General features: G+C 67.7%; 18 protein-coding genes. 9 read left to right on the top strand and 9 right to left on the bottom strand.

Going from position 1 to position 24,367, the window contains the following annotated elements:
• Positions 1 to 12: 12 nt before the first annotated feature.
• Positions 13 to 1,890: a pseudouridine synthase gene (locus DIE11_RS06920; protein WP_124622441.1), complete on the top strand. Its 1,878-nt coding sequence runs from the start codon at positions 13 to 15 to the stop codon at positions 1,888 to 1,890.
• 95 nt (positions 1,891 to 1,985) lie between these two features.
• Here the strand turns inward: DIE11_RS06920 and def are convergent, their stop codons facing one another.
• The 5 genes from def to DIE11_RS06895 all read right to left on the bottom strand — a co-directional run bounded on the left by def (position 1,986) and on the right by DIE11_RS06895 (position 10,737).
• A complete protein-coding gene (gene def / locus DIE11_RS06915) occupies positions 1,986 to 2,519 on the bottom strand; it encodes a peptide deformylase (protein WP_059599922.1) in 534 nt (177 codons plus the stop codon).
• Positions 2,516 to 4,591 (bottom strand): NAD-dependent DNA ligase LigA, encoded by a 2,076-nt coding sequence (gene ligA, locus DIE11_RS06910; RefSeq protein ID WP_124622438.1) that lies wholly within the window; start codon positions 4,589 to 4,591, stop codon positions 2,516 to 2,518. Before ligA ends, def begins: the two co-directional genes overlap by 4 nt.
• A 171-nt stretch (positions 4,592 to 4,762) precedes the next feature.
• The gene (locus DIE11_RS06905; protein WP_124622436.1) at positions 4,763 to 6,058 is read right to left on the bottom strand and encodes a cell division protein ZipA C-terminal FtsZ-binding domain-containing protein; all 1,296 of its coding nucleotides are present in this window, start codon (positions 6,056 to 6,058) and stop codon (positions 4,763 to 4,765) included.
• An 85-nt stretch (positions 6,059 to 6,143) separates the two neighbouring features.
• On the bottom strand, positions 6,144 to 9,656 hold the full coding sequence (gene smc, locus DIE11_RS06900) for a chromosome segregation protein SMC (protein ID WP_124622434.1): 3,513 nt from the start codon (positions 9,654 to 9,656) through the stop codon (positions 6,144 to 6,146).
• A 139-nt stretch (positions 9,657 to 9,795) separates the two neighbouring features.
• Positions 9,796 to 10,737: a DMT family transporter gene (locus DIE11_RS06895; protein WP_124622432.1), complete on the bottom strand. Its 942-nt coding sequence runs from the start codon at positions 10,735 to 10,737 to the stop codon at positions 9,796 to 9,798.
• A gap of 157 nt (positions 10,738 to 10,894) precedes the next feature.
• Between DIE11_RS06895 and dapC the strand changes: the two genes are divergently transcribed.
• The 6 genes from dapC to cls all read left to right on the top strand — a co-directional run bounded on the left by dapC (position 10,895) and on the right by cls (position 17,068).
• Positions 10,895 to 12,127 carry a succinyldiaminopimelate transaminase gene (gene dapC, locus DIE11_RS06890; protein WP_124622430.1) on the top strand — a complete coding sequence of 411 codons (1,233 nt, stop codon included), beginning with the start codon at positions 10,895 to 10,897 and terminating at the stop codon, positions 12,125 to 12,127.
• Between the two features lie 44 nt (positions 12,128 to 12,171).
• The gene (gene dapD, locus DIE11_RS06885) at positions 12,172 to 12,999 is read left to right on the top strand and encodes a 2,3,4,5-tetrahydropyridine-2,6-dicarboxylate N-succinyltransferase (RefSeq protein WP_006478479.1); all 828 of its coding nucleotides are present in this window, start codon (positions 12,172 to 12,174) and stop codon (positions 12,997 to 12,999) included.
• Entirely contained in the window at positions 12,999 to 13,367 is a 369-nt protein-coding gene (locus tag DIE11_RS06880) for an ArsC family reductase (protein WP_044847939.1), read from the top strand. Before dapD ends, DIE11_RS06880 begins: the two co-directional genes overlap by 1 nt.
• A gap of 88 nt (positions 13,368 to 13,455) precedes the next feature.
• Positions 13,456 to 14,595 (top strand): succinyl-diaminopimelate desuccinylase, encoded by a 1,140-nt coding sequence (dapE, locus tag DIE11_RS06875; protein ID WP_059529300.1) that lies wholly within the window; start codon positions 13,456 to 13,458, stop codon positions 14,593 to 14,595.
• 11 nt (positions 14,596 to 14,606) lie between these two features.
• Complete coding sequence (gene prmB, locus DIE11_RS06870) at positions 14,607 to 15,515, top strand: 50S ribosomal protein L3 N(5)-glutamine methyltransferase (protein WP_124622429.1); 909 nt, start codon at positions 14,607 to 14,609, stop codon at positions 15,513 to 15,515.
• A gap of 113 nt (positions 15,516 to 15,628) precedes the next feature.
• Positions 15,629 to 17,068: a cardiolipin synthase gene (gene cls, locus DIE11_RS06865; RefSeq protein WP_124622427.1), complete on the top strand. Its 1,440-nt coding sequence runs from the start codon at positions 15,629 to 15,631 to the stop codon at positions 17,066 to 17,068.
• Positions 17,069 to 17,188: 120 nt separating this feature from the next.
• Here the strand turns inward: cls and DIE11_RS06860 are convergent, their stop codons facing one another.
• Positions 17,189 to 17,668: a glutathione peroxidase gene (locus DIE11_RS06860; RefSeq protein WP_124622425.1), complete on the bottom strand. Its 480-nt coding sequence runs from the start codon at positions 17,666 to 17,668 to the stop codon at positions 17,189 to 17,191.
• A 136-nt stretch (positions 17,669 to 17,804) separates the two neighbouring features.
• Between DIE11_RS06860 and DIE11_RS06855 the strand changes: the two genes are divergently transcribed.
• Positions 17,805 to 19,736, top strand: a complete 1,932-nt coding sequence (locus tag DIE11_RS06855; protein WP_124622424.1) for an ATP-binding cassette domain-containing protein — start codon at positions 17,805 to 17,807, stop codon at positions 19,734 to 19,736.
• 202 nt (positions 19,737 to 19,938) lie between these two features.
• Here DIE11_RS06855 and DIE11_RS06850 read toward each other — a convergent pair whose 3' ends face one another.
• From DIE11_RS06850 to alr, 3 genes are all read right to left on the bottom strand, one after another.
• Positions 19,939 to 20,205 carry a DUF2866 domain-containing protein gene (locus DIE11_RS06850; RefSeq protein WP_059599911.1) on the bottom strand — a complete coding sequence of 89 codons (267 nt, stop codon included), beginning with the start codon at positions 20,203 to 20,205 and terminating at the stop codon, positions 19,939 to 19,941.
• A gap of 149 nt (positions 20,206 to 20,354) precedes the next feature.
• Entirely contained in the window at positions 20,355 to 21,731 is a 1,377-nt protein-coding gene (radA, locus tag DIE11_RS06845; RefSeq protein ID WP_124622422.1) for a DNA repair protein RadA, read from the bottom strand.
• A gap of 11 nt (positions 21,732 to 21,742) precedes the next feature.
• Complete coding sequence (alr, locus tag DIE11_RS06840) at positions 21,743 to 22,813, bottom strand: alanine racemase (protein WP_124622420.1); 1,071 nt, start codon at positions 22,811 to 22,813, stop codon at positions 21,743 to 21,745.
• 218 nt (positions 22,814 to 23,031) lie between these two features.
• Here alr and lplT point away from each other — a divergent pair, with 218 nt between their 5' ends.
• Entirely contained in the window at positions 23,032 to 24,339 is a 1,308-nt protein-coding gene (gene lplT / locus DIE11_RS06835) for a lysophospholipid transporter LplT (RefSeq protein WP_124622418.1), read from the top strand.
• Positions 24,340 to 24,367 lie beyond the last annotated feature (28 nt).

Below are 24,367 nucleotides of genomic sequence, written 5' to 3'. Positions count from 1 at the left end.
ATCCCAGCGTTTATGCGCACCAAATTGACCGTCAAGAATCCGCGGCCGGCGTCGCCGACCCGCGCACCCGTCCGCTCCGGCAGCCTCGTCGCCCGCAAGGCGGTGCGCCCCGCCGCGCCGCCCGCGGCCGACAAGCCGCCGCGTCCGAAGAAGGCCGCCGCACCGGCAGCCGCCGGCGAACGCGCGTTCAAGCCGCGCGGCGCGGAGGGTGCGGATCGCGCTCCGGCGAAGCGCGCGCCGCGTGACGGCGGCGCCGAGCGCGGCTATCGCAGCGATGCGAAGCCTGGCGGCCGCGCCGAACGCGGCGACGCCCGTCCGCATCGTGGCGCCGACGGCAAGCCCGATGCGCGGCCGCGCCGTGCGGGTGCCGAAGGCGCTGCACGTGCGCCCTACCGTGACAAGGCAGCCGGTGATGGCGCGAAGGGCAGCTTCGGCGAGCGTCGTGCACCGTCCGATCGTCCTGCCCGTCGCAGCGACGATGATGCACGCCCGCGCCGCGCAGGCGCCGAAGGCGCTGCACGTGCGCCCTACCGCGACAAGGCAGCCGGCACAGGCGAAAAGCGCAGCTTCGGCGAACGCCGTACGTCGTCCGACCGCCCGGCGCGTCGCAATGACGACGATGCGCGTCCGCGCCGCACAGGCGCCGAAGGCGGCGCACGTGTGCCCTATCGCGACAAGGCAGCCGGTGCAGGCGAAAAGCGCAGCTTCGGCGAACGCCGTACGTCGTCCGACCGCCCGGCGCGTCGCAATGACGACGATGCGCGTCCGCGCCGCGCAGGTGCCGAAGGCGGCGCGCGTGCGCCCTATCGCGACAAGGCGGCCGGCGCAGGCGAAAAGCGCGGCTTCGGCGAGCGCCGCACGTCGTCCGATCGCCCGACGCGTCGCAACGACGACGATGCGCGTCCGCGCCGCGCAGGCGCCGAAGGCGCTGCACGTGCGCCCTACCGCGACAAGGCAGCCGGCGCAGGCGAAAAGCGCGGCTTCGGCGAACGCCGTACGTCGTCCGACCGCCCGACGCGCCCTGCACGCGACGGCGAGCGTAGCAACACCGAACGCCGCTCGACCGGCGCCGCGCTGAAGACCGCACAACCGGTCAAGCGCCGCGCCGCCGACGTCGACCACGGCGACGAAACGGGCCTGATGCGCCTGTCGAAGCGCATGTCCGAACTCGGCCTGTGCTCGCGCCGCGAAGCGGACGAATGGATCGAAAAGGGCTGGGTGCTCGTCGACGGCGAACGCATCGACACGCTCGGCACCAAGGTCCGCCCGGACCAGAAGATCGAGATCGACGAGCGCGCGAGCGCCGCGCAGGCCGCGCAGGTGACGATCCTGCTGCACAAGCCGGTCGGCTATGTGTCGGGCCAGGCGGAAGACGGCTACGAGCCGGCATCGGTGCTGATCACGCGCGCGAACCAGTGGAGCGGCGACCGCTCGCAACTGCGCTTCTCACCGCAGCACCTGCATGCGCTCGCGCCGGCCGGGCGGCTCGACATCGATTCGACCGGCCTGCTCGTGCTGACGCAGAACGGCCGGATCGCGAAGCAACTGATCGGCGAGCAGTCGGACATCGACAAGGAATACCTGGTGCGCGTGCGCTTCGGCGAGCGGCTGATCGACATCGACCAGCACTTCCCCGCGGAATCGCTCGCGAAGCTGCGTCACGGCCTCGAGCTCGACGGCGTCCCGCTGAAACCCGCGATGGTGAGCTGGCAGAACGGCGAACAGCTGCGTTTCGTGCTGCGCGAAGGCAAGAAGCGCCAGATCCGCCGCATGTGCGAGCTGGTCGGTCTCGAAGTGATCGGCCTGAAACGCGTGCGGATGGGCCGCGTGATGCTCGGCGCGTTGCCGCAAGGGCAATGGCGCTACCTGTCGGCTGACGAGTCGTTCTGACGGCGGGCACGCGTTGCGTGCGACGCCATGAAAAAAGCCCGCGCAAGCGGGCTTTTTCGTTTCGGTACGGCGACGGCGCGCGCGGCCGCAGAAGATCAGTCGTCGTCGGCCGGATCAAGCCCTGGAAACAACACTTCGGTGAAGCCAAAGCGCGTGAAGTCGGTGATCCGCATCGGATACAGCTTGCCGATCAGGTGATCGTATTCGTGCTGGACGACCCGCGCGTGGAAGCCTTCGGCGACACGGTCGAGCTTCGCGCCGAACTGGTCGAAGCCGCTGTAGCGCACCTTCGCATAGCGGCTGACGACGCCACGCATGCCAGGCACCGACAGGCAGCCCTCCCAGCCCTCCTCCATGTCCGGCGGCACGTACTCGAGCTTCGGGTTGATCAGCACCGTCTCGGGCACGGGCGGCGCGTCCGGATAACGGTTGTTGCTGCCGAAGCCGAAGATGATGATCTGCAGACCGACGCCGATTTGCGGCGCGGCAAGCCCTGCGCCGTTCGCGTGATGCATCGTCTCGAACATGTCCGCGACGATCTCGTGCAGTTCGGGGGTATCGAACCGCTCGACCGGCTTGGCGACTTCGAGCAGGCGCGGATCGCCCATCTTCAGGATCTCGCGAATCATGGCGTGTTGCCCTCCAGGAGTTGGTGCAGTCCGTCTTCGTCCAGCACGGGGATGCCGAGTTCCTCGGCCTTCGCGAGCTTGCTGCCGGCTTCGGCGCCCGCGACCACGTAATCCGTCTTCTTCGACACCGAGCCCGCGACTTTCGCGCCCGCCGCTTCGAGCATCTCCTTCGCGGCGTCGCGCGTGAGCGTCGGCAGCGTGCCCGTCAGCACGACCGTCTTGCCGGCGAGCACGCCCTGCGGCGCCTTCGGCGCGGGCGGGCCTTCGGGCCACGTGACCTTGCCGGGCGCACGCAACTGCTCGATCACCGTGCGGTTGTGTTCTTCCGCAAAGAACTGGTGAATCGACTCGGCCACGATCGGTCCGACGTCGTTCACTTCGAGCAATTCCTCGATCGACGCGTCCATGATCGGAGTCAGCGACCCGAAATGCTTCGCGAGGTCCTTCGCGGTCGATTCGCCGACATGGCGGATCCCGAGCCCGTAGATGAAGCGCGCGAGCGTCGTATGCTTCGCCTTTTCGAGCGAGTCGAGTAGATTCTGTGCGGACTTCTCGGCGAACCGGTCGAGTTCCGCGAGCGTCGCGAAACCGAGATTGAACAGGTCGGCCGGCGTGCGCACGAGGTTCAGTTCGACGAGCTGATCGATGATCTTCTCGCCCAGCCCGTCGATGTCGAGCGCACGGCGCTGCGCGAAGTGCCACAGCGCCTGCTTGCGCTGCGCCGGACAGAACAGGCCGCCCGTGCAGCGCGCGATCGCCTCATCGGGCAGGCGTTCGATCTTCGAGCCGCACACCGGGCACTCGGTCGGCATCACGAACTCGGTCGCATCGGCTGGCCGTCGGTCGAGCAGCGCACCGACGACTTCGGGGATCACGTCGCCCGCGCGCCGCACGATCACGGTATCGCCGATCCGGATGTCCTTGCGGCGCACTTCGTCCTCGTTGTGCAGCGTCGCGTTCGTTACCGTCGCGCCGCCGACGAACACCGGTTCGAGCCGTGCGACCGGCGTGATCGCGCCCGTGCGGCCGACCTGCACGTCGATCGCGACGAGCTTCGTCAACGCTTCCTGCGCGGGGAACTTGTGCGCGAGCGCGAAGCGCGGCGCGCGCGACACGAAGCCGAGGCGGTCCTGCTCGTCGCGCCGGTTGACCTTGTAGACGACGCCGTCGATGTCGTACGGCAGCGACTCGCGCTTCTCGCCGACCTTGCGGAAGAAATCGAGCAGGCCGTCAGCGCCGCGCACGACCGCGCGTTCGCGGTTCACCGGCAGGCCGAGCGTTTCGTACCAGTCGAGCAGCGCGCTGTGCGTGTCCGGCATCAGCATCCCGTCGAGCACGCCGATCCCGTACGAGAAGAACGACAACGGGCGCTGCGCGGTGATCTTCGGATCGAGCTGGCGCAGGCTGCCGGCCGCCGCATTGCGCGGATTCGCGAATTCGCGCTGCTCGGCAGCGCGCTGGCGTTCGTTCAGGCGTGCGAAATCGCGCTTGAACATCAGCACCTCGCCGCGCACGTCGAGCACGGCAGGCACGTGCTTACCCTTCAGCTTCAGCGGGATCGAACGGATCGTGCGGACGTTCTCCGTCACGTCCTCGCCGGTCGTGCCGTCGCCGCGGGTCGATGCCTGCATGAACACGCCGTGCTCGTAGCGCAACGAGATCGCGAGCCCGTCGAACTTCAGCTCGCATGCGTATTCGACCGGGTCCGTCACCGAGCCGGCGAGATCGGTCGTCTTGTCGAGCGCATCGGCGACGCGCTTGTCGAACGCGACGATGTCCTCGTCGGCGAAGCCGTTGTTCAACGACAGCATCGGCGCGTCATGGACGACCGGCGTGAAGCCGCTCGCCACTTCGCCGCCGACGCGCTGCGTCGGTGAATCGGGCGTCACGAGTTCGGGATGTTCGGTTTCGAGCTGCTTCAGCTCGCCAAAGAGCCGGTCGTATTCGGCGTCGGGCAGATCCGGCTGGTCGAGCACGTAATAGGCGTAATTCGCCCGCTCGAGTTGATCGCGCAGCCACGCGGCACGCGCGTCGGGCTGGCTGGCTGGCGGTTCGGCTTGGGTTCGGGCCATGCTGGCGGCAATTCGCTCTGAAAAATCGGATGTTCGATTATCTCAGTTTGACGCCGCGGCGGGGGCACGCGATGCGTGCCGCGCAGGCCCGCTGCAGTCCACGCAGACGGTGTGTGCGGCGCTGCAACGACGACGGGCGACGGCACCGCAAGCCGTCGCCCGTGAAACGCGTTACTGGCTGAAGAGGCGGCGCGTGACCGGCGAACCGGCCGGGATGCCCGCTTCCTCGAGCTTCGCGTACAGCTTCATGAGTTGCTGGTCGATCGCCACCAGCGTCGATTCCGGCAGCGGCCGGCGCGAATCGTCGACGACTCGCGCGCCGATCCGCTCGGACAGCGACTTCGCGTAGTCGCACATCAGCCGGAACGGCAGGATGTCCTCTTCGGCAACAGGCACGTCGAGCACCAGCGTAATCATGTTGCCGCCCTTGTAGGTCAGGTCGTCGCGCAGGAAGTTCGTGTCGCCGAACTGCAGCATGAACACGGGGTTCTGCTTCGCGTCGAGCTTCACGAAGCGCGTGCCGTCACGCGAGAGCAGCAGCCCGTCCTGCGAAGCGACGGCCTGCACGTAGTTCGCCGACCACGGCGCGCCGTCCGACATCACGTTGATCGACAACTGCGCGTCGCACTGCGCGGCAAAGCCGTCGAGCTCGCGCGCCATCGCGACCGTCTCCATCATGTCCGGGAATTCCGGTGCGCCGTCGATCGCGTCGGCGAACTGCTGGACGCCCGTCACGAATTCGGAGAATTCGAGTTCGTTGAGGGCACCGCTACGGTTAGCGAGCTGCGCGGCCGCGCGCAGCTCTTCATAGCGCACGCCGTTCTGCAGCAGCTCCCACTGGCCGCCTTCCGGCTTGCCTTCGATATGCACGGGCTTGCTGCCCGCGCGGCGCAGCCGCTGCGCGACCGGCAGGATCTTGTCGCCCGGCAGCGGCGCGCCGAGGCGAATCGGCACGATACAGTCGATCCGGCGGTCGACGATCGCGGGCGGCGCCGACGAAATCGTCGTCGCGGCCGGCAGCACGGGTTCAACCGGTTCGTTCGACGCATCGGCGGCCGGTGCTTCCTGCGTGGCTGCGACCGCACCTTCGTCGACGGCCTGCTCGGCCGACTCGGTCGACGCCGACGGCGCGTCGACCCCGGTGGCCTCGGCCTGCAGGTCGGCCGGTGTGTCGGCAGGCGCCACGCCGCCGAAGGTCGGCTCGACGCGCGCGGCTTCGCCGGACGCGCTCGCGGCAGCGGCGGCCGGTGCCGGCGCCGCGGATTCGCGGCGCACGGGCTGGCGCACCGGCTCGATGAACGGCAGCTCTTCGTCGCGCTCGGGGCGATTCATCGCCTCGGCCGTCTCTTCCGGCATCGGGCGAGGCATCCTGCGCCGCACCTTCGCGCTCTGCCAGGCGTTGTAGACCACGACGCCGCCCACCACGACGGCGCCCGCGCCGATCAATCCGAGTGTCAACTCGTCCATGCACGCTCCATCAGCAATTCTTGTTCGTCGGACTCGCGAACGGGCGCCCATGCGCCACGCGAACGCGGTCCGGTTTCGTCAAACGTCAATTCTGGGCAAAACCCGCGGCGGTTTCCATGTCCACCGCGACGATCCGCGACACGCCCTGCTCCTGCATCGTGACGCCGATCAGCTGCTGCGCCATCTCCATCGCGATCTTGTTGTGCGAGATGAAGAGGAACTGCGTCTTGTCGGACATCGCGCGCACCAGATTCGCGAAACGCTCGGTGTTCGCGTCGTCGAGCGGCGCGTCGACCTCGTCGAGCAGACAGAACGGCGCCGGGTTCAGCTGGAACATCGCGAACACCAGCGCGGTCGCGGTCAGCGCCTTTTCGCCGCCCGACAGCAGGTGAATGGTCGCGTTCTTCTTGCCCGGCGGCTGCGCCATCACCTGCACGCCCGCATCGAGGATCTCGTCGCCCGTCATGATCAGCTTCGCCTGGCCGCCGCCGAACAGGCGCGGGAACAGATCGCTGAAGTGACGGTTGACCTCGTCGAAGGTGCCCTGCAGCAGCGTGCGGGTTTCCTGGTCGATCTTGTGGATCGCATCCTCGAGCGTCGTGATTGCGTCGGTCAGGTCGGCCGACTGCGCATCGAGGAACACCTTGCGCTCGCTCGCGGCCTTCAGCTCGTCGAGTGCGGCCATGTTGACCGGACCCAGCGCGTTGATCGCGTTGTTCAGGCGCGTGACCTCGCCCTGCAGATACGACGGCTTCAGGTCCGGCGTCAGCTTCTCGCGCAGCGCTTCCTCGTCGACCTCGGCCGCCGCGAGCTGCTCGGCGAACTGCTCGACGGACAGGCGCGCGGCCTGCTCCTTCAGCTGCAGCTCGGTGATGCGGTCCCGCAGCGGCTGCAGCGAACGCTCGGCGACGAGACGCTGCTCGTCCGAGGCACGCAGCTTTGCCGTCAGGTCGTCGAGTTCGATCCGCGCGGCCTGCAACGCCTCTTCCTTCACCGCGCGAATTTCGAGCGCATCCTGCAGGCCCGTGTGCGCGGTCTGCTCGTTGATCGTTTCGAGTTCGGCGCGCGCATCTTCCAGCGACGCGGCGACGCGCTCGCTCTGCTCGTGCGCGACCTGGATGCTGCGCTTGAGCTCGTCGATCCGCGTGACCGCGTTGCGCGCGGCAAAGCGTGCGTCGTTCGCGCCGCGCTCGAGGTCGCGCGCTTCCTGACGCGCCTGCGTCAGCGATTCGTCGAGCGCCTCGAATGCGAGCTGGTTGTCCTCGAAGCGCGCCTGCAGTTCGGCGAGTTCGCCGTCGAAACGCTCGAAATTCGCTTCCGATTCCGCGCGCAGCGCGCGCTGCTCGTCGATCTGCGCGCCGATTTCCTCGAGCTCCTCGCGGATCTGCGTGCTGCGCTGCGTGTAGCGCTCATGCGCCTGCGCGAGCTTCAGCACGTCCATCTGCAGTGCGTGCACGCGCTGCGTCGCGCGTTCGGCCTGCGCGCGCACGTCACCGAGCGCCTGCGTGGCCTGCGTATGCGCGGCCTCCGCCCGCACGGCGGCGGTGCGGGCCTCGTCGGCGAGCAGCGCCTGCGCGCGCACCTGGCGCGTCAGGTTCTCGATTTCCTGCTGGCGGGCCAGCATCCCGGCCTGCTCCGAATCGGCCGCGTACAACTGCACGCCGACACGCGTGACGATGTGGCCGGCCTTGACGACGAACGCGCCGCCTGCCGGCAGTTGCGCGCGCGTCGCGAGCGCCTGCGCGACGTCGTCGGCGACGTACACGTTGCCGAGCCAGTCGTTCAGCACCGCACGGATGCCCGCATCGTCGATGCGCACGAGCGACAGCACCGGGCGCAGCCCGGCGGCGGCCGCCGCCGGCTCACCTGCCGCGGGCGGCGCGTAGAACGCGAGCTTCGCGGGCGGCGCATCCGTCGCGAACGCCTTCACCCAGTCGAGATTCGACACTTCGAGCGCCGCCAGGCGCTCGCGCAGCACGGCCTCGAGCGCGGCTTCCCAGCCAGCCTCGACGTGCAGCTTCTTCCAGAGACGCGGCAGCGCGCCGAGCTCGTGCTTGTCGAGCCACGGCTGGATCTTGCCTTCGGTCTGTACGTTCTCCTGCAGCTGCTTGAGCGCGGCGAGCCGCGCCTCGAGCTGGTGGATCTGCGCGCTTTCGGCCTGCACGCGCTCCTGCGCGGCACGGCGGTCGCCGTCGAGGCGCGGCAGCGCGTCCTGCGCATCGGTCAGGCGTGCCTGGGCTTCCGCGAGAATCTCTTCCTGCTCGGCGAGCTGCATGCGCAACTCCTCGAGCTGCGCTTCGTCCGGCGCGTCGAGCCCGCCCGCCTCGGACTTCAGGCGCTCATGGCGCTGCTGAAGCTGCTGGAGCTGCTGGTCGGCATTGCGCTGGTGCGCGGCCTCGAGCTTCAGCGACTGTTCGGTCTGCGCGATCCGCGCGCGCTCGTCGTTGAGCTGCGCCTGCGCATCGCGCCATTTCGCCTCGAGCGCCGGCAGCGCGTCGTGCTTCGCGGCCGCGTTGTCTTCAGCGAGCGCGGCCTTCTCGTCGGCCATCGCCCGCGCCTCTTCGGCTTCCTCGAGCTCGTCCTGCGCCTTCTCGGCCTGCGCGCGCCATTGCTCGCGCTGCGCGTTCAGCGCGGCGATCTGCGCCTGCACGCGGTTGCGAGATTCGACGATGAACTTGATCTCGGCCTCGAGGCGGCTCACTTCGGCGTTCGCCTCGTAGAGCGCGCCCTGCGCGCCCTGCATCGCGTCGCTCGCCGAATAATGCGCGACCCGCAACGTCTCGAGCTGCGACTCGACCTCGCGCAGCTTCGCCGTCTGCGCCTCGAGGTCGATCTGCGCCTGCTCGATCGCGCGCTGCTGCTTCTGCTGCTCGCTCGCGGCCTCGTTCTTGCGCAGCAGCCACAACAGGCGCTGCTTCTCCTCGCCGTCGGCGACGAGTTCCTTGTATTTGGTCGCGACGACGGCCTGCGCCTCGAGTTTCTCGAGGTTGGCGCCGAGCTCGCGGACGATGTCCTCGACGCGCGTCAGGTTCTCGCGCGTGTCGTGCAGGCGGTTCTCGGTCTCGCGGCGGCGCTCCTTGTACTTCGACACGCCCGCGGCTTCCTCGAGGAACACGCGCAACTCTTCCGGCTTCGCCTCGATGATCCGCGCGATCATGCCTTGGCCGATGATCGCGTACGCGCGTGGGCCGAGGCCCGTGCCGAGGAAGATGTCCTGGATGTCGCGGCGGCGCGCCGGCAGGTTGTTGATGTAGTAGCTCGACGTGCCGTCGCGCGTCAGCACGCGCTTCACGGCGATCTCGCCGTACTGGCCCCACTGCCCGGCCGCGCGGCCGTCGGAGTTGTCGAAGATCAGTTCGACGCTGGCCCGGCTGCCGGGCTTGCGTGCGGTCGAGCCGTTGAAGATCACGTCCTGCATCGACTCGCCGCGCAGCTCGGACGCGCGCGACTCGCCGAGCACCCAGCGCACGGCATCGATGATGTTGGACTTGCCGCACCCGTTCGGGCCTACCACGCCGACAAGCTGGCCCGGAACCTGGAAATGCGTGGGATCGACAAAGGATTTGAAGCCAGCGAGTTTGATCGAGCTCAGACGCACGGCGGTATCGGATGTGAAGAAGGTGTGAAACGGACGGGGCCGCGACGCGCGGGGCCGGACGGCCCGTGCGCGCGATGCGCCCCGGAATTCAAAAGCGGGGCCGCGCGCATCCAGCGTTGGGCCCCGCAAACGGCTTCCATCATACCATCGCGCGTGCGCCGTCCCGCCCGTCGCCGGGTTTGCCCGACGCTGGCGCGGCACGATGGACCCGGCTCGACAGCAACGTCGCCAGCACGATGCACGCACCGCCCGCCCACTCGCGCGCCGTCGGCAGTTCGTTCGCGAACACCCACGCGGACAGCGCGGTGATCACGATCTCGAACAGCATGATGATCGACGCGCGATTCGCCGGCACGCGCGCGAGGCCATATTGCACGAGCAGGTTGTTCGCCGCCATCGTCAAGCCGATCGCGGCGACGATCAGCGCGGCGACGCCGAGCTGGCCACCCGCAGGCGCGGCCGGCAGCCCCTCGAACAGCGATGCGATCGCGCCGAACACCGCTGCGCCGCCGAACAGCGTCGCCGTGCGCATTTCGGCGCGCATGTCCGGCAGCTCGCGGCTCGCCTTGATCACGAGCACGTTGCTCATCGCGAAACTCAGGCCGGCCGCGAGCCCCGCCCATTCGGCCGGATTGGCCGGCAGCGGCATGCCGAGGTTCGGCGACCACAGCATCAGCATGGCGCCGCCGATCGACAGCGCCGCGAGCCCCACGCCGGCCCAGGTCAGCCGCTCGCGCAGCAGGAAATGCGCGTAGATCGCGGTCCAGGCGGGCGTCAGGTAGAACAGCAGCATGACGCGCAGCACTTCGCCGTGGATCGTGCCCCACACGAAGCCGAGGTTCGTCACGCCCGCCGTGATCGCGATGCCTGGCAGCACCCAGTGCCAGCGCAGCGTGGCGATCGTGCGGCACCGCACGACAACCACGAACAGGAAAGCGACGGCGCTCGTCAGCGCGCTTGCCAGCGTGCCGGTGAGCCCGAGCGACGCGAGGATCCGCAGCGGATACCAGATCAGGCCCCATACCGACGCGCCGATCAGGATGGCCAGCGTCGGCAGGCTGCCGCGTACCGCGTTATTCATTGTTCGATACCCTTTATTCGACCGGCCCGGCCGCCGTTCCGGCGGGCCGTGACCGCATTGCATCACGCTATAATCGTCCGCTGCGACCCGCGCGCCGTAGGCGCCCGCTCGCTGCCGTGCGGCACCCGCGCCGCCCCTTTCGCTCCAACCGGCCGCGATGGCCGCTTCGCCCGTGAACCCTCGACTCGACTCGCTCCAGCCCTATCCCTTCGAAAAGCTGCGCGCCCTGTTCAAGGACGTGACGCCCTCCGCCGGCCTGAAACCGATCAGCTTCGGCATCGGCGAGCCCAAGCACCCGACTCCGGCGCTGATCCGCGACGCCGTGGTTGCTTCACTCGACGGCCTCGCGTCGTATCCGGCCACGGCGGGCTCGGACGCGCTGCGCACGTCGATCGCACACTGGCTGGAACGCCGCTACGGGCTGCCGGCGATCGACCCGGCCACGCAGGTGCTGCCCGTGTCGGGGTCGCGCGAGGCGTTGTTCTCGCTCGCGCAAACGGTGATCGACGCACGCCCGACCACGGACGGCAAGAAGGCGATCGTACTCTGTCCGAATCCGTTCTATCAAATTTACGAAGGCGCGGCGCTGCTGGCCGGTGCCGAACCCTATTTCGCGAACAGCGACCCGGCGCGCAACTTCGCGTGCGACTACGCGGCCGTGCCCGATGAAGTCTGGGCGCGCACTCAGCTGCTGTACGTGTGCTCGCCGGGCAACCCGACGGGTGCCGTGCTGACGCTCGACGACTGGCGCGAGCTGTTCGCGCTGTCCGACCGCCACGGCTTCGTGATCGCATCCGACGAGTGCTATTCGGAGATCTATTTCGACGAAGCGGCGCCGCCGCTCGGCGGCCTCGAGGCCGCGCACCGCCTCGGTCGCAGCTTCGAGCGGCTCGTGATGCTGTCGAGCCTGTCGAAGCGCTCGAACGTGCCGGGCATGCGCTCGGGCTTCGTCGCCGGCGACGCCGCGCTACTGAAGAAATTCCTGCTCTACCGCACGTACCACGGCGCCGCGCTGTCGCCGGTCTGGCAGCACGCGAGCATCGCCGCGTGGAACGACGAGGCGCACGTGCGCGAAAACCGCGCGCTGTATTTGCAGAAGTTCAGCACGGTCACGCCGATGCTGGCCGACGTGATCGACGTGAAGCTGCCCGACGCCGCGTTCTACCTGTGGGCCAACGTGTCGCGCACCGGGCTGTCGGACACCGAGTTCGCCCGCCGCCTGTACGCCGACTATAATGTGACGGTTCTGCCCGGCTCGTACCTGGCGCGCGATGCGCACGGCACGAATCCGGGCCGCGATTTCATCCGGATCGCGCTCGTCGCGGGCACCCCCGAATGCGTCGAGGGCGCGCAACGCATCGTCGATTTCTGCCGGGCTCTCGCGCGGTAATCGTCCATCCCGATCAATTCCATTCATCTCCTGCGAAAACGAACATGTCGCAACAACTTCAGCAAATCATCGATACCGCCTGGGAAAACCGCGCCGAGCTGTCGCCGAAGGCCGCGCCCGCCGACGTCCGCGAGGCCGTCGCGCACGCGATCGAGCAACTCGACAAGGGTGCGCTGCGCGTCGCCGAGAAGATCGACGGCAACTGGACCGTGCACCAGTGGCTGAAGAAGGCCGTGCTGCTGTCGTTCCGCCTGGAGGACAACGCACCGATGCCGGCCGGCGGCTACTCGCAGTTCTACGACAAGGTGCCGTCGAAGTTCGCGAACTACACGGCCGAAGACTTCGCCGCGGGCGGCTTCCGCGTCGTGCCGCCGGCCATCGCGCGCCGCGGCTCGTTCATCGCGAAGAACGTCGTGCTGATGCCGTCGTACACCAACATCGGCGCGTACGTCGACGAAGGCACGATGGTCGACACGTGGGCCACGGTCGGCTCGTGCGCGCAGATCGGCAAGAACGTGCACCTGTCGGGCGGCGTCGGCATCGGCGGCGTGCTCGAGCCGCTGCAGGCGAACCCCGTCATCATCGAAGACAACTGCTTCATCGGCGCGCGCTCGGAAGTCGTCGAAGGCGTGATCGTCGAGGAAAACTCCGTGATCTCCATGGGCGTGTACCTCGGCCAGAGCACGAAGATCTACGATCGCGAAACGGGTGAAGTCAGCTATGGCCGCATCCCGGCCGGCTCGGTCGTCGTCGCCGGCAACCTGCCGTCGAAGGACGGCTCGCACAGCCTGTACTGCGCGGTGATCGTGAAGAAGGTCGACGCGAAGACTCGCGCCAAGGTCGGCCTGAACGAGCTGCTGCGAGGCGACTGATGGCCAAGCCGCGCACCGTGGTCGTCTACGGCATTCCGAACTGCGACACCGTGAAGAAGGCCCGCGTGTGGCTCGACGATCACGGCGTCGAGTTCGAGTTCCACGACTTCAAGAAGCTCGGCGTCAGCGCACCGCTCGTCGAGGACTGGCTGAAGGACGTGTCGCTCGACGCGCTCGTCAACAAGCGCGGCACGACGTGGCGCGGCCTGGACGATGCGATGAAGGCTGCCGCGGAAACGAAGTCCGGCGCGGTTGCGCTGATGATCCACAAGCCGTCGGTCATCAAGCGCCCCGTGCTCGTCGTCAACGGCCGCGTGAAATCGCTCGGTTTCGTGGCCGATCAGTACGCGGCGCTGTTTGCCGCCTAGGGCCGCCCGCGCTGCGCCCGCGCCGCGCACGACGTCCCCTCGCTGCCGGCCACCGCGCCGGCATTTTTTATCGAAAGTGGTCCGAACCATGTCCGCCACCCTAGCCCTTACCGAACAGCTGATCGCCCGCGCGTCCGTCACGCCCGACGACCAGCATTGCCAGCAGATCATGACCGAGCGCCTCGCCGCGCTCGGCTTCGAATGCGAGACCATCGCGTCGCACGGCGTGACCAACCTGTGGGCCGTCAAGCGCGGCACCGACGGCCGCGACGGCAAGCTGCTCGCGTTCGCGGGTCACACCGACGTCGTGCCGACCGGCCCGCTCGAGCAGTGGACCTCGCCGCCGTTTATTCCCGCACATCGCGACGGCAAGCTGTACGGCCGCGGCGCGGCCGACATGAAGACGTCGCTCGCGGCGTTCGTCGTCGCCTCCGAGGAATTCGTCGCGGCCCACCCCGGCCATCGCGGCGCGATCGCGTTCCTGATCACGAGCGACGAGGAAGGCCCGGCCACCGACGGCACCGTGAAGGTCGTCGAGCTGCTCGAAGCACGCGGCGAACGCCTCGACTACTGCATCGTCGGCGAGCCGACGTCGACCGCCGAACTCGGCGACGTCGTGAAGAACGGCCGACGCGGCTCGATGTCGGGCGAACTGATCGTCAAGGGCGTGCAGGGCCACATCGCATACCCGCACCTCGCGAAAAACCCGATCCACCTGCTCGCGCCGGCGCTCGCCGAGCTCGCCGCCGAACAGTGGGACGAAGGCAATGAATACTTCCCGCCGACCACCTGGCAGGTGTCGAACCTGCATGCAGGCACCGGCGCGACCAACGTGATTCCCGGCCACGCGGACCTGATGTTCAACTTCCGCTTTTCGACGGCGAGCACCGTCGAGGGCCTGCAGGCACGCGTGCATGCGATTCTCGACAAGCACGGCCTCGAGTACACGCTGAAGTGGTCGGTGAGCGGCCTGCCGTTCCTCACGCCGCGCGGCGACCTGTCGAACGCGCTGGAGAACGCGATCCGCGCCGAAACCGGCCTCACGACCGAACTGTCGACGACGGGCGGCACGTCCGACGGGCGCTTCATCGCGCGCATCTGCCCGCAGGTGATCGAGTTCGGCCCGCCGAACGGCAGCATCCACAAGATCGACGAACACATCGACGTGCGCTTCGTCGACCCGCTGAAGAACGTGTACCGCCGCGTGCTCGAACAACTGATTGCCTGATGGAGCCTCGCATGACGACACCTTTTGCAACCGTTCGCGACCTGCTGCGCTATGCGGTCACGCGCTTCTCGAAGGCGAAGCTCGCGTTCGGCCACGGCTCGGACAACGCGTACGATGAAGCCGCCTACCTCGTGCTGCACACGCTCGACCTGCCGCTCGACACGCTCGAGCCGTTCCTCGACGCTCGCCTGCTGCCCGACGAAATCGCGGCCGTGCTCGCGGTGATCGAACGACGCGCGACCGATCGCGTGCCGGCCGCGTATCTCACGCATGAAGCGTGGATGCACGGCCACCGCTTTTACGTCGACGAGCGCGTGATCGTGCCGCGCTCGTTCATCGGCGAGCTGCTCGACGACGGGCTGCAGCCGTACGTCGCCGATCCCGAACAGGTCGGCGCGGTGCTCGAGCTGTGCACCGGCTCCGGCTGCCTCGCGATCCTCGCGGCCAGCGCGTTCCCGAATGCCGAGATCGACGCGGTCGACCTGTCCGAGAAGGCACTCGAAGTCGCCGGGATCAACGTGCACGACTACGGCCTCGACGATCGCATCAAGCTGCATCACGGCGACCTCTACGCGCCGCTGCCCGCGTTCCGCGCCGAGCCCGACACGCGCTACGACGTGATCCTGACGAATCCGCCGTACGTGAACGCAACGTCGATGGCAGCCCTGCCGCCCGAATACCGGCACGAGCCGGAGATGGCGCTTGCGGGCGGCGACGATGGCATGGACATCGTGCGGCGCATCATCGCCGAAGCGCACAAGTGGCTGCACGACGACGGCGTGCTCGTCGTCGAGATCGGCAACGAGCGCGAGCATGTCGAAGCCGCGTTCGGCGGCCTCGAGCTCACGTGGCTGCCCACCAGCGCGGGCGACGACGCCGTGTTCCTGATCCAGGCGTCGGACCTGCCGCGCAAGGCCTGACGGCACGCCGCGACCGAACCGTGCGGTACGGCACACCGCTGTTCCGCACGGTTCGGTAAGATGCGCGTAAGCGGCCGTCGCGCCGCACGACTTCAGGAGTCCGTCACGCGCCCATGACCCTCGACTGGCTACACCTCGGCACCCTGATCCTGGCCATCCACGTGCTCGGGATCATCGCGGCGTGTCACGCGATCTTGAACACGCGCACGTCGCAAGGCGCGATCGCGTGGGCCGTGTCGCTCGCCGCGATGCCGTACCTGACGCTCATCCCCTACCTGTTCCTCGGCCGCAGCAAGTTCTCCGGCTACGTCGACGCGCGGCGCCACGAGATGGAAGCGCTGCGCACGCACACGCCGCGCACGCCGTGGCACGATGCGGACGCAACCGACGGGCTGGCCGCCGACGCGATCGGCCGGGCTGCCGTGCTCGCGCTCACGCGGCTGGGCGGAATGCCGTTCGTCGGCGGCAATGCGGTGCGCACGCTCGTAAACGGCGATGCAACCTTCTCGGCGATCCTGTCGGCGATCGACGCCGCGCGTGATTATGTGGTCGTGCAGTTCTTCATCGTGCGCGACGACGCGCTCGGCCAGACGCTGCGCGACGCGCTGCTCGCCCGCGCCGCGGCCGGCGTGCGCTGCTACCTGCTGTACGACAGCATCGGCAGCTTCGATCTGCCGCACAGCTACGTCGACACGTTGCGCCGCGGCGGCGTCGAGGTCCATCCGTTCGCGACCCACCGCAAGTTCGTCAACCGCTTCCAGCTCAACTTTCGCAACCATCGCAAGATCGTCGTCGTCGACGGCAATCGCGCATTCGTCGGCGGCCTCAACGTCGGCGTCGAATATCTCGGGGCGAACCGCCGCCTGTCGCCGTGGCGCGACACCCATATCGAAATCCGCGGCCCGGTGGTGGCCAGCATTCAGTACGTATTCGCCGAGGACTGGCACTGGGCCACGCAGACGCTGCCGCCGCTCGCAGCGCCGCCGGAGGCGCTGCCCGACGACGCGATGCATTGCCTCGTCGTGCCGATGGGGCCAGCCGACAAACAGGAAACCGGCTCGCTGTTCTTCGTCGAGGCGATCAACACCGCGCGCGAACGGGTCTGGATCACGACGCCATATCTCGTGCCCGACGAAGCGGTGATCGCCGCGCTGAAGCTCGCGGTGATGCGCGGCGTCGACGTGCGCATCCTGATCCCGTGCCGGCGCGACCACTACGTCGTGTTCGAGGCGTCGAGGCTCTATGCGCGCGATCTCGTCGACGCGGGCGTCAAGGTGTTCCGGTACCGACCCGGCTTCCTGCACCAGAAGGTCGTGCTGATCGACCGCGTCGCCGCCGCGATCGGCAGCGCGAATCTCGACAACCGCTCGTTCCGGCTCAACTTCGAAATCATGGTACTGACCGTCGATCGCACGTTCGCCGACGAGGTCGAGGCGATGCTCGACGCCGATTTCGCGCAGGCCTACGAAGTCGATGCGAACGAGTATCGGCACTCGCCCGCGTGGCGGCGCATCGCGATGCATGTCGCGCGCCTGTTCGCGCCGATCCTGTAGCGGCCGCGCGAGCGCCGGACGTGCACCGCCCGGATGACGGCACACGCTTTCACGGCGTTCGGCTCGGCGCCACGGCCACTGCCCGTTCGGTCCGGACAGCCCGGTCGCCCCTTCACTGCGTTACAACAGCTTGTCGATATCCGCCGCGATTTCCTCCGGCTTCGTCGACGGCGCGTAGCGCTTGACGATCCGCCCGTCACGGTCGATCAGGAATTTCGTGAAATTCCACTTGATCGCCTTGAGGCCAAGGATGCCGGGCGCCTCGTCGGTCAGGTAGCGGTACAGCGGATGCGCGTGGTCGCCCTTCACGTCAATCTTCGCGAACATCGGAAACGTGACGCCGTAGTTGCGCTCGCAGAATGCGCCGATCTGCGTGGCGTCGCCCGGCTCCTGCTTGCCGAACTGGTTGCACGGGAAGCCGAGCACGAAGAAACCGCGCGCCGCGTACTGGTCGTACAGCTTCTGCAGGCCCGCATACTGCGGCGTGAAACCGCACTCGCTTGCGGTATTGACGATCAGCAGCACCTTGCCGCGGTACGCATCGAGCGACGCCGGTTCACCGGCGAGCGTCTCTGCGCTGAACGAATACAGGGTGGACATCGGGCACTCCTTTTACGAAACCGGATCGATGTGGAGTCTAGGCCAAATCGCGCCGTTGCGGCACCTGCCGAACGGCCGATATCCGGGGCGACGCGCGCGCAGTCTAGAATAGCGGTTTTGGTCAGTCATTCCTGCCGTGATTCGTTTCAATCAGTTCAGCCTTGCGCGCGGCACCAAGCCGCTGTTCGAATCGGCCTCGTTCGTGCTCAATCCCGGCGAAAAGGCCGGCCTGATCGGCGCGAACGGCGCCGGCAAATCGACGCTGTTCTCGGTCCTGCGCGGCGAGCTGCATTCCGACGGCGGCGATTTCGCGATGCCGCCGTCGTGGCGGATCGCCCATGTGTCGCAGGAAACGCCCGCCGTCGACCGTTCGGCGCTCGACTACACGCTCGATGGCGACACCGCGCTGCGCGAGATCGAAGCGCGCATCGCCGCCGCCTCGGCCGCGCATGACGGCGCGGCCGAGGCCGATGCGCATGCGGCCTTCGCCGACGCCGACGGCTATACCGCACCGGCGCGCGCCGAAGCGCTGCTGCTCGGCCTCGGCTTCACGCTCGCGCAGACGCGCGAGTCGGTCGCCAGCTTCTCCGGCGGCTGGCGCATGCGGCTGAACCTCGCACAGGCGCTGATGTGCCGCTCCGACCTGCTGCTGCTCGACGAACCGACCAACCACCTCGACCTCGACGCGATCGTCTGGCTCGAGGACTGGCTGCATCGCTACGCCGGCACGCTCGTCGTGATTTCGCACGACCGCGAATTCCTCGACTCGATCTGCAACGTCACGCTGCATCTGGAAAATCGCCAGGTGAAGCGCTACGGCGGCAATTACTCGCAGTTCGAGGTGCTGCGTGCGCAGCAACTGGCGTTGCAGCAAAGCGCATATGAAAAGCAGCAGAAGACGATCGAGCACCTGCAGAGCTTCGTCGACCGCTTCAAGGCCAAGGCGACCAAGGCCAAGCAGGCGCAAAGCCGGATGAAGGCGCTCGAGAAGATGGAGCTGATCGCGCCCGCGCACATCGCATCGCCGTTCACCTTCGAGTTCCGTACGCCTGATGCCGCGCCGAATCCGATGATGGTGATGGAGGATGTCCGCTGCGGCTACCATGCCGACGACGGCACGGACATCCCGATCGTCGAACGCGTGGCGCTGTCGATCCAGAACGGCCAGCGCATCGGCCTGCTCGGCGCGAACGGCCAGGGCAAGTCGACGCTGATCAAGACGCTGGCCGGCACGCTCGCGCCGCTGTCGGGCCACGTGCGCGACGGCAAGGGGCTGACGATCGGCTATTTCGCGCAGCACCAGCTCGAAACGCTGCGCGAGGACGATTCGCCGCTCGCGCATCTCGCACGGCTCGCTCCCGATACGCGAGAGCAGGAACTGCGCGATTTCCTCGGCGGCTTCAATTTCTCGGGCGACATGGCGACGAGCTCGGTCGGCCCGTTCTCGGGCGGCGAGAAAGCGCGGCTCGCGCTCGCGCTGATCATCTGGCAGAAGCCGAACCTGCTGCTGCTCGACGAACCGACCAACCACCTCGACCTCGAAACGCGTCACGCGCTGACGATGGCGCTCGCTCAGTTCGAAGGCACGCTGATCCTCGTCTCGCACGACCGCCACCTGCTGCGCGCGACCACCGACCAGTTCATGCTTGTCGCGAAGCACCGTCTGCAGCCGTTCGACGGCGATCTCGACGATTACCGCGACTGGCTGCTGCAGCATGCGGCCGAGCAGCGCGCGGCCGCAAAGGCCGACAGCGCGGCGGCCGCGGGCGCGGACCCGGGTGTCAACCGCAAGGATCAGAAACGTCTGGCGGCCGAGGAGCGCCAGCGGCTGTCGCAGTTGAAGAAGCCGCTGCAGAACCGCATCACGAAGCTCGAAAAGGAAATGGAAACGCTGCACGCGGAGAAGGCGCGCCTCGACGCGTTCGTCGCGGATCCGGCGAGCTACGAGGCCGCGCGCAAGACAGAACTGACCGACGCGATCCGCAAGCTCGGCGAGGTCAATACCCGGCTCGAAACGGTCGAGGCGGACTGGCTCGCCGTGCAGGAAGAGCTCGAGCAGATCGGCTGACCACAGCCCGGGCGCCGCCGGCCGATCGCTTCATCGGCCACGCGCGGCCTCCGCGGGAGCGTCAATGCCCGACGCACCCGCCCTGTTGCGCCGGGCCCGGAAACGACAAGGCCGGGCGCCCGGGCCCGGCCTTGTCGTCATTGTCGCGTTCGCCGTTGTTGCGTCGGCCGTCCGTCGGCCGTCCGTCGGCCCCGCCGCCCGCTCAACGCCGCGGCAACGTATCGCGCGGCATCTGCTCGTCGTCGTCCATCAGATGACGTCGCCCTTCGGTCGGCCGGCGGATCGCCGCAGCGACCTCCGCTTCCGTTACGTCCTCGGACACGACCCGGCGCGCGAGGCGCCCTTCATCGTCGATCCACTCGACGATCCGACATCCACCGCCCCACGGCTGAACGATCGGCTCCGACACGCGGCAGCCCCGCAGGTTGTAACTGCGTCCGCCCGACGTTTCCCCATACTGTTTGAACATAGGTTCCCTTCGCATTGCGCGGTTCGACAATCCGGCAAAGGATAGGGAAAAGCGATGTCCGGCGGGTTACATCAGCCTACATATTCTTTACAACGAATTACGCGACAGATCGCGGTCGGCCGGCACGCGCGGGTGCCAGCCACGCACGGTCATTCGAGATCGCGCACGCGGTCGATGGCCTGCTCGATCCGCTCGACGGCCGTCACGTTCAGCCCTTCGATCGGCTGTTTCGGCGCATTCGCCTTCGGGATCAGCGCCGCGGTGAAACCGAGCTTCGCCGCCTCGCGCAGCCGCTCCTGCCCGCGCGGAGACGGCCGGATCTCGCCCGCCAGCCCCACTTCGCCGAACACGATCAGGCCCTTCGGCAGCGCCTTGTTGCGCATCGACGAATGGATCGCAAGCAGCACCGCGAGATCGGCGGCCGGTTCGGTGATCTTCACGCCACCCACCGCGTTCAGGAATACGTCCTGATCGAAACACGCGATGCCCGCGTGCCGATGCAGCACCGCGAGCAGCATCGCGAGCCGGTTCTGTTCGAGGCCGACCGCGAGCCGGCGCGGGTTCGGCACGTGGGCCGTATCGACGAGCGCCTGGATTTCGACGAGCAGCGGGCGCGTGCCCTCCTGCGTGACGAGCACGCAGGAACCCGGCACGACCTGCTCGTGCTGCGACAGGAACAGCGCGGACGGGTTCGCGACACCGCGCAGCCCGCGCTCGGTCATCGCGAACACGCCGAGTTCGTTGACCGCGCCGAAGCGGTTCTTGAACGCGCGCACGAGCCGGAACGACGAATGGGTGTCGCCCTCGAAGTACAGCACCGTATCGACGATGTGCTCGAGCACGCGCGGGCCGGCGAGGTTGCCCTCCTTCGTCACGTGCCCGACCATGATGATCGCGGTACCGGACTGCTTCGCGATGCGCGTGAGCTGCGCCGCGCACTCGCGCACCTGGGCCACCGAACCGGGCGCAGACGTCAGCGCTTCGGAATAGACGGTCTGGATCGAGTCGATGACGGCGACGTCCGGCCGTTCCACGTCGATCGCGGCTTGGATCTTCTCGAGCTGGATTTCGGCGAGCAGCTTCAGCTCGGCCGCCGGCGCGCCGCCGTCGAGCAGCGCGAGCCGTTGCGCACGCAACGCGATCTGCGCAGCCGATTCCTCGCCGCTGATGTAGAGTGCACGACGCTCGCTGGCGATGTCCGCGAGTGACTGCAGCAATAGCGTCGACTTGCCGATGCCCGGATCGCCGCCGATCAGCACGACGCCGCCCGGCACCAGCCCGCCGCCCAGCACGCGGTCGAATTCGCCGATGCCGGTGGAGAAGCGCGGCACGTCGGCCGCCTCGATGTCGACGAGCCGCTGCACGGGCGCCCGCTTCGCGAGCGACTGGAAGCGATGGGCTGCCGGCGACTCGGCGACCGATTCGACGAGCGTGTTCCAGGCCTGGCAAGACGGGCATTGCCCCTGCCACTTCGGGGTTTGTCCGCCGCACTCGCTGCAGACGTATACGGTCTTCTGTTTGGCCACGCGTGCTGCCCTTATTCCGCGCGCACCGGCACGCGGCCGGCGACCGCGCACATCAGTTCATAGCCGATGGTCCCGCAATGGCGCGCGACGTCGTCGATCGGCAGCGCGTTGCCCCACAGCTCGACCCGCGCACCGACGCCTGCCTGCGGGCACGGCGTCAGGTCGACGGTAATCATGTCCATCGACACGCGGCCGACGATGCGTGTGCGGATCCCGTCGACGATCACCGGCGTGCCCTCGGGCGCGACGCGCGGATAGCCGTCGGCATAGCCGCAGGCGACGACGCCGATGCGCATCGGCGCCTGCGCGGAGAACGTCGAGCCGTAGCCGATCGCCTGCCCCTTCGCGATCGTCTGCACGGCGATCAACTCGGACGCGAGCGTCATCGCAGGCTTCAGGCCCGCGTCGGCAATGTCGGCCGACAGCCCCGACGGCGATGCGCCATACAGGACGATCCCCGGCCGCACCCAGTCGAAGTGCGTATCCGGATGCCACAGCACGGCCGCCGAATTCGCGAGGCTGCGCGCACCGGCGATGTTTTCCGCGCCGCGCTCGAACGTCGCGAGCTGCTCGGCGACGCCACGCTCGTTGTCGGCGTCCGAAAAATGGGTCATCAACGTGATCTGGCCGATGCCGGGGCACGCACGGGCGCGCTCCCACGCGGCGCGGTATTTCTCCGGCGTGTAACCCAGCCGGTTCATCCCGCTGTTCATCTTGAGCTGCACGTTGACGGGCTTCGACAGCCGCGCCGTCTCCAGCATCCGCATCTGCTCGTCGTTGTGGACGGTGGTCGTCAGGCTGTAGCGATCGATCACGTCGATGTCGGTCGAGCGGAAGAACCCTTCGAGCAGCAAGATCGGGCCGGCCCAGCCGAGCTCGCGCAGTTTCACGGCCTCGTCGAGGTCGAGCAGGCCGAAGCCGTCGGTGCCGCGCAGGCCGGGAAACACGCGCGCGAGACCGTGGCCGTACGCGTTGGCCTTGACGACCGCCCAGACCTTGGACGGGCCGGCAAATCGGCGGACGACAGAGAGATTGCTCGCGAGAGCGGCGGTATGGATGGTGGCGGAGATCGGGCGCGGCATGGGAAATTTACGTAAAGACGCTTGCGAATCATCAGCTTACCGCGCCTTTTGAGCACCGAAGCCGACAATTTGCGGAACGATCGGGGAATCTTGCTAGTCCGAATTGCCGTATTTTCGTGTTATAAAGCCGTGCGCACAACCCATTTCGAACGGAATAAGCCGATCGCATACCAGGCGGCCTACGCGGCCCTGCCGCAGCGACGAAAGCATCGCATCAGATGAAAAAAGGTTTTTACACCATCATGGCCGCGCAGTTTTTCTCGTCGCTGGCCGACAATGCGCTTCTCATCGCCGCCATCGCCCTGCTGAAAGACCTCCACGCCCCCAACTGGATGACACCGCTGCTCAAGCTGTTCTTCGTGTTGTCCTACGTGGTGCTGGCGGCGTATGTCGGTGCGTTCGCCGACTCGCGCCCGAAGGGCCGCGTGATGTTCATCACCAACTCGATCAAGGTGGTCGGCTGCCTGATCATGCTGTTCGGCGCTCATCCGCTGATCGCGTACGGGATCGTCGGATTCGGCGCCGCGGCCTACTCACCCGCGAAATACGGCATTCTGACCGAGCTGCTGCCGGCCGACAGGCTCGTCGCCGCGAACGGCTGGATCGAAGGCACGACCGTCAGCTCGATCATCCTCGGCACCGTGCTCGGCGGCGCGCTGATCAGCCCGCACATCGCATCGCACGTGATCGCGCACACGCCAGCCTGGATCACCACCCCTGCCGAAGCGGCGATGGCGATCATCATGGCAATCTACGTGATCGCCGCGCTGTTCAACCTGCGCATTCCCGATACCGGCGCCCGCTACCCGAAGCAGGAACGCGGCCCGGTCAAGCTCCTCACGGATTTCGCCGACTGCTTCATGGTGCTGTGGCGCGACAAGCTCGGCCAGATCTCGCTGGCGGTCACGACGCTGTTCTGGGGCGCCGGCGCGACGCTGCAGTTCATCGTGCTGAAGTGGGCTGAAGTGTCGCTCGGCATGTCGCTTTCGGAAGGCGCAATCCTGCAGGCCGTGGTCGCGGTCGGCGTCGCGGCCGGCGCCATCGCCGCCGCCGCCCGGATCCCGCTGAAGAAGTCGCTGACCGTGCTGCCCGTCGGCATCATCATGGGCATCGCGGTGATGTTGATGGCGTTCTACACACGCGACCTGTTCCCGCCGCACTGGGCCGTGCACTTCGGCCATCTGCGCCTGCCCGTGTACCTGATCGTCGCGTACATCTTCCTGATCGGAGTCGGTGCGTTGTCCGGCTACTTCGTCGTTCCGATGAACGCGTTGCTGCAACATCGCGGCCACGTGCTGCTGTCGGCCGGCCACTCGATCGCGGTGCAGAACTTCAACGAGAACCTGTCCGTGCTCGTGATGCTGTGCCTGTATGCGGTGCTCGTGTGGCTCGACGTGCCGGTCGGCGTCGTGATCGTGCTGTTCGGCACGTTCGTGTGCCTGACGATGTGGCTCGTGATGCGCCGCCACCAGGCGAACCAGCGCCAGTTCGACTCGGTCGCGCTGATCGGCGAATCGCGGCACTGACGCTACACTTCCCGTTTCCGTCCGCCGG

The sequence above is a fragment of the Burkholderia sp. Bp9012 genome (assembly GCF_003853825.1).
GTDB lineage: Bacteria > Pseudomonadota > Gammaproteobacteria > Burkholderiales > Burkholderiaceae > Burkholderia > Burkholderia diffusa.
This window is presented reverse-complemented; position numbering and strand designations above follow the sequence as displayed.

Excerpts from the sequence above, each read along its gene's own strand:
- dapE (WP_059529300.1), top strand. The coding sequence starts at position 13,456 with ATGTCCGCCACCCTAGCCCTTACCGAACAGCTGATCGCCCGCGCGTCC.
- prmB (WP_124622429.1), top strand. The coding sequence starts at position 14,607 with ATGACGACACCTTTTGCAACCGTTCGCGACCTGCTGCGCTATGCGGTC.
- dapD (WP_006478479.1), top strand. The coding sequence starts at position 12,172 with ATGTCGCAACAACTTCAGCAAATCATCGATACCGCCTGGGAAAACCGC.
- def (WP_059599922.1), bottom strand. The coding sequence starts at position 2,519 with ATGATTCGCGAGATCCTGAAGATGGGCGATCCGCGCCTGCTCGAAGTC.
- DIE11_RS06905 (WP_124622436.1), bottom strand. The coding sequence starts at position 6,058 with ATGGACGAGTTGACACTCGGATTGATCGGCGCGGGCGCCGTCGTGGTG.
- dapC (WP_124622430.1), top strand. The coding sequence starts at position 10,895 with ATGGCCGCTTCGCCCGTGAACCCTCGACTCGACTCGCTCCAGCCCTAT.
- alr (WP_124622420.1), bottom strand. The coding sequence starts at position 22,813 with ATGCCGCGCCCGATCTCCGCCACCATCCATACCGCCGCTCTCGCGAGC.
- DIE11_RS06895 (WP_124622432.1), bottom strand. The coding sequence starts at position 10,737 with ATGAATAACGCGGTACGCGGCAGCCTGCCGACGCTGGCCATCCTGATC.
- DIE11_RS06860 (WP_124622425.1), bottom strand. The coding sequence starts at position 17,668 with ATGTCCACCCTGTATTCGTTCAGCGCAGAGACGCTCGCCGGTGAACCG.
- ligA (WP_124622438.1), bottom strand. The coding sequence starts at position 4,591 with ATGGCCCGAACCCAAGCCGAACCGCCAGCCAGCCAGCCCGACGCGCGT.
- DIE11_RS06850 (WP_059599911.1), bottom strand. The coding sequence starts at position 20,205 with ATGTTCAAACAGTATGGGGAAACGTCGGGCGGACGCAGTTACAACCTG.
- cls (WP_124622427.1), top strand. The coding sequence starts at position 15,629 with ATGACCCTCGACTGGCTACACCTCGGCACCCTGATCCTGGCCATCCAC.
- DIE11_RS06880 (WP_044847939.1), top strand. The coding sequence starts at position 12,999 with ATGGCCAAGCCGCGCACCGTGGTCGTCTACGGCATTCCGAACTGCGAC.
- lplT (WP_124622418.1), top strand. The coding sequence starts at position 23,032 with ATGAAAAAAGGTTTTTACACCATCATGGCCGCGCAGTTTTTCTCGTCG.
- DIE11_RS06920 (WP_124622441.1), top strand. The coding sequence starts at position 13 with ATGCGCACCAAATTGACCGTCAAGAATCCGCGGCCGGCGTCGCCGACC.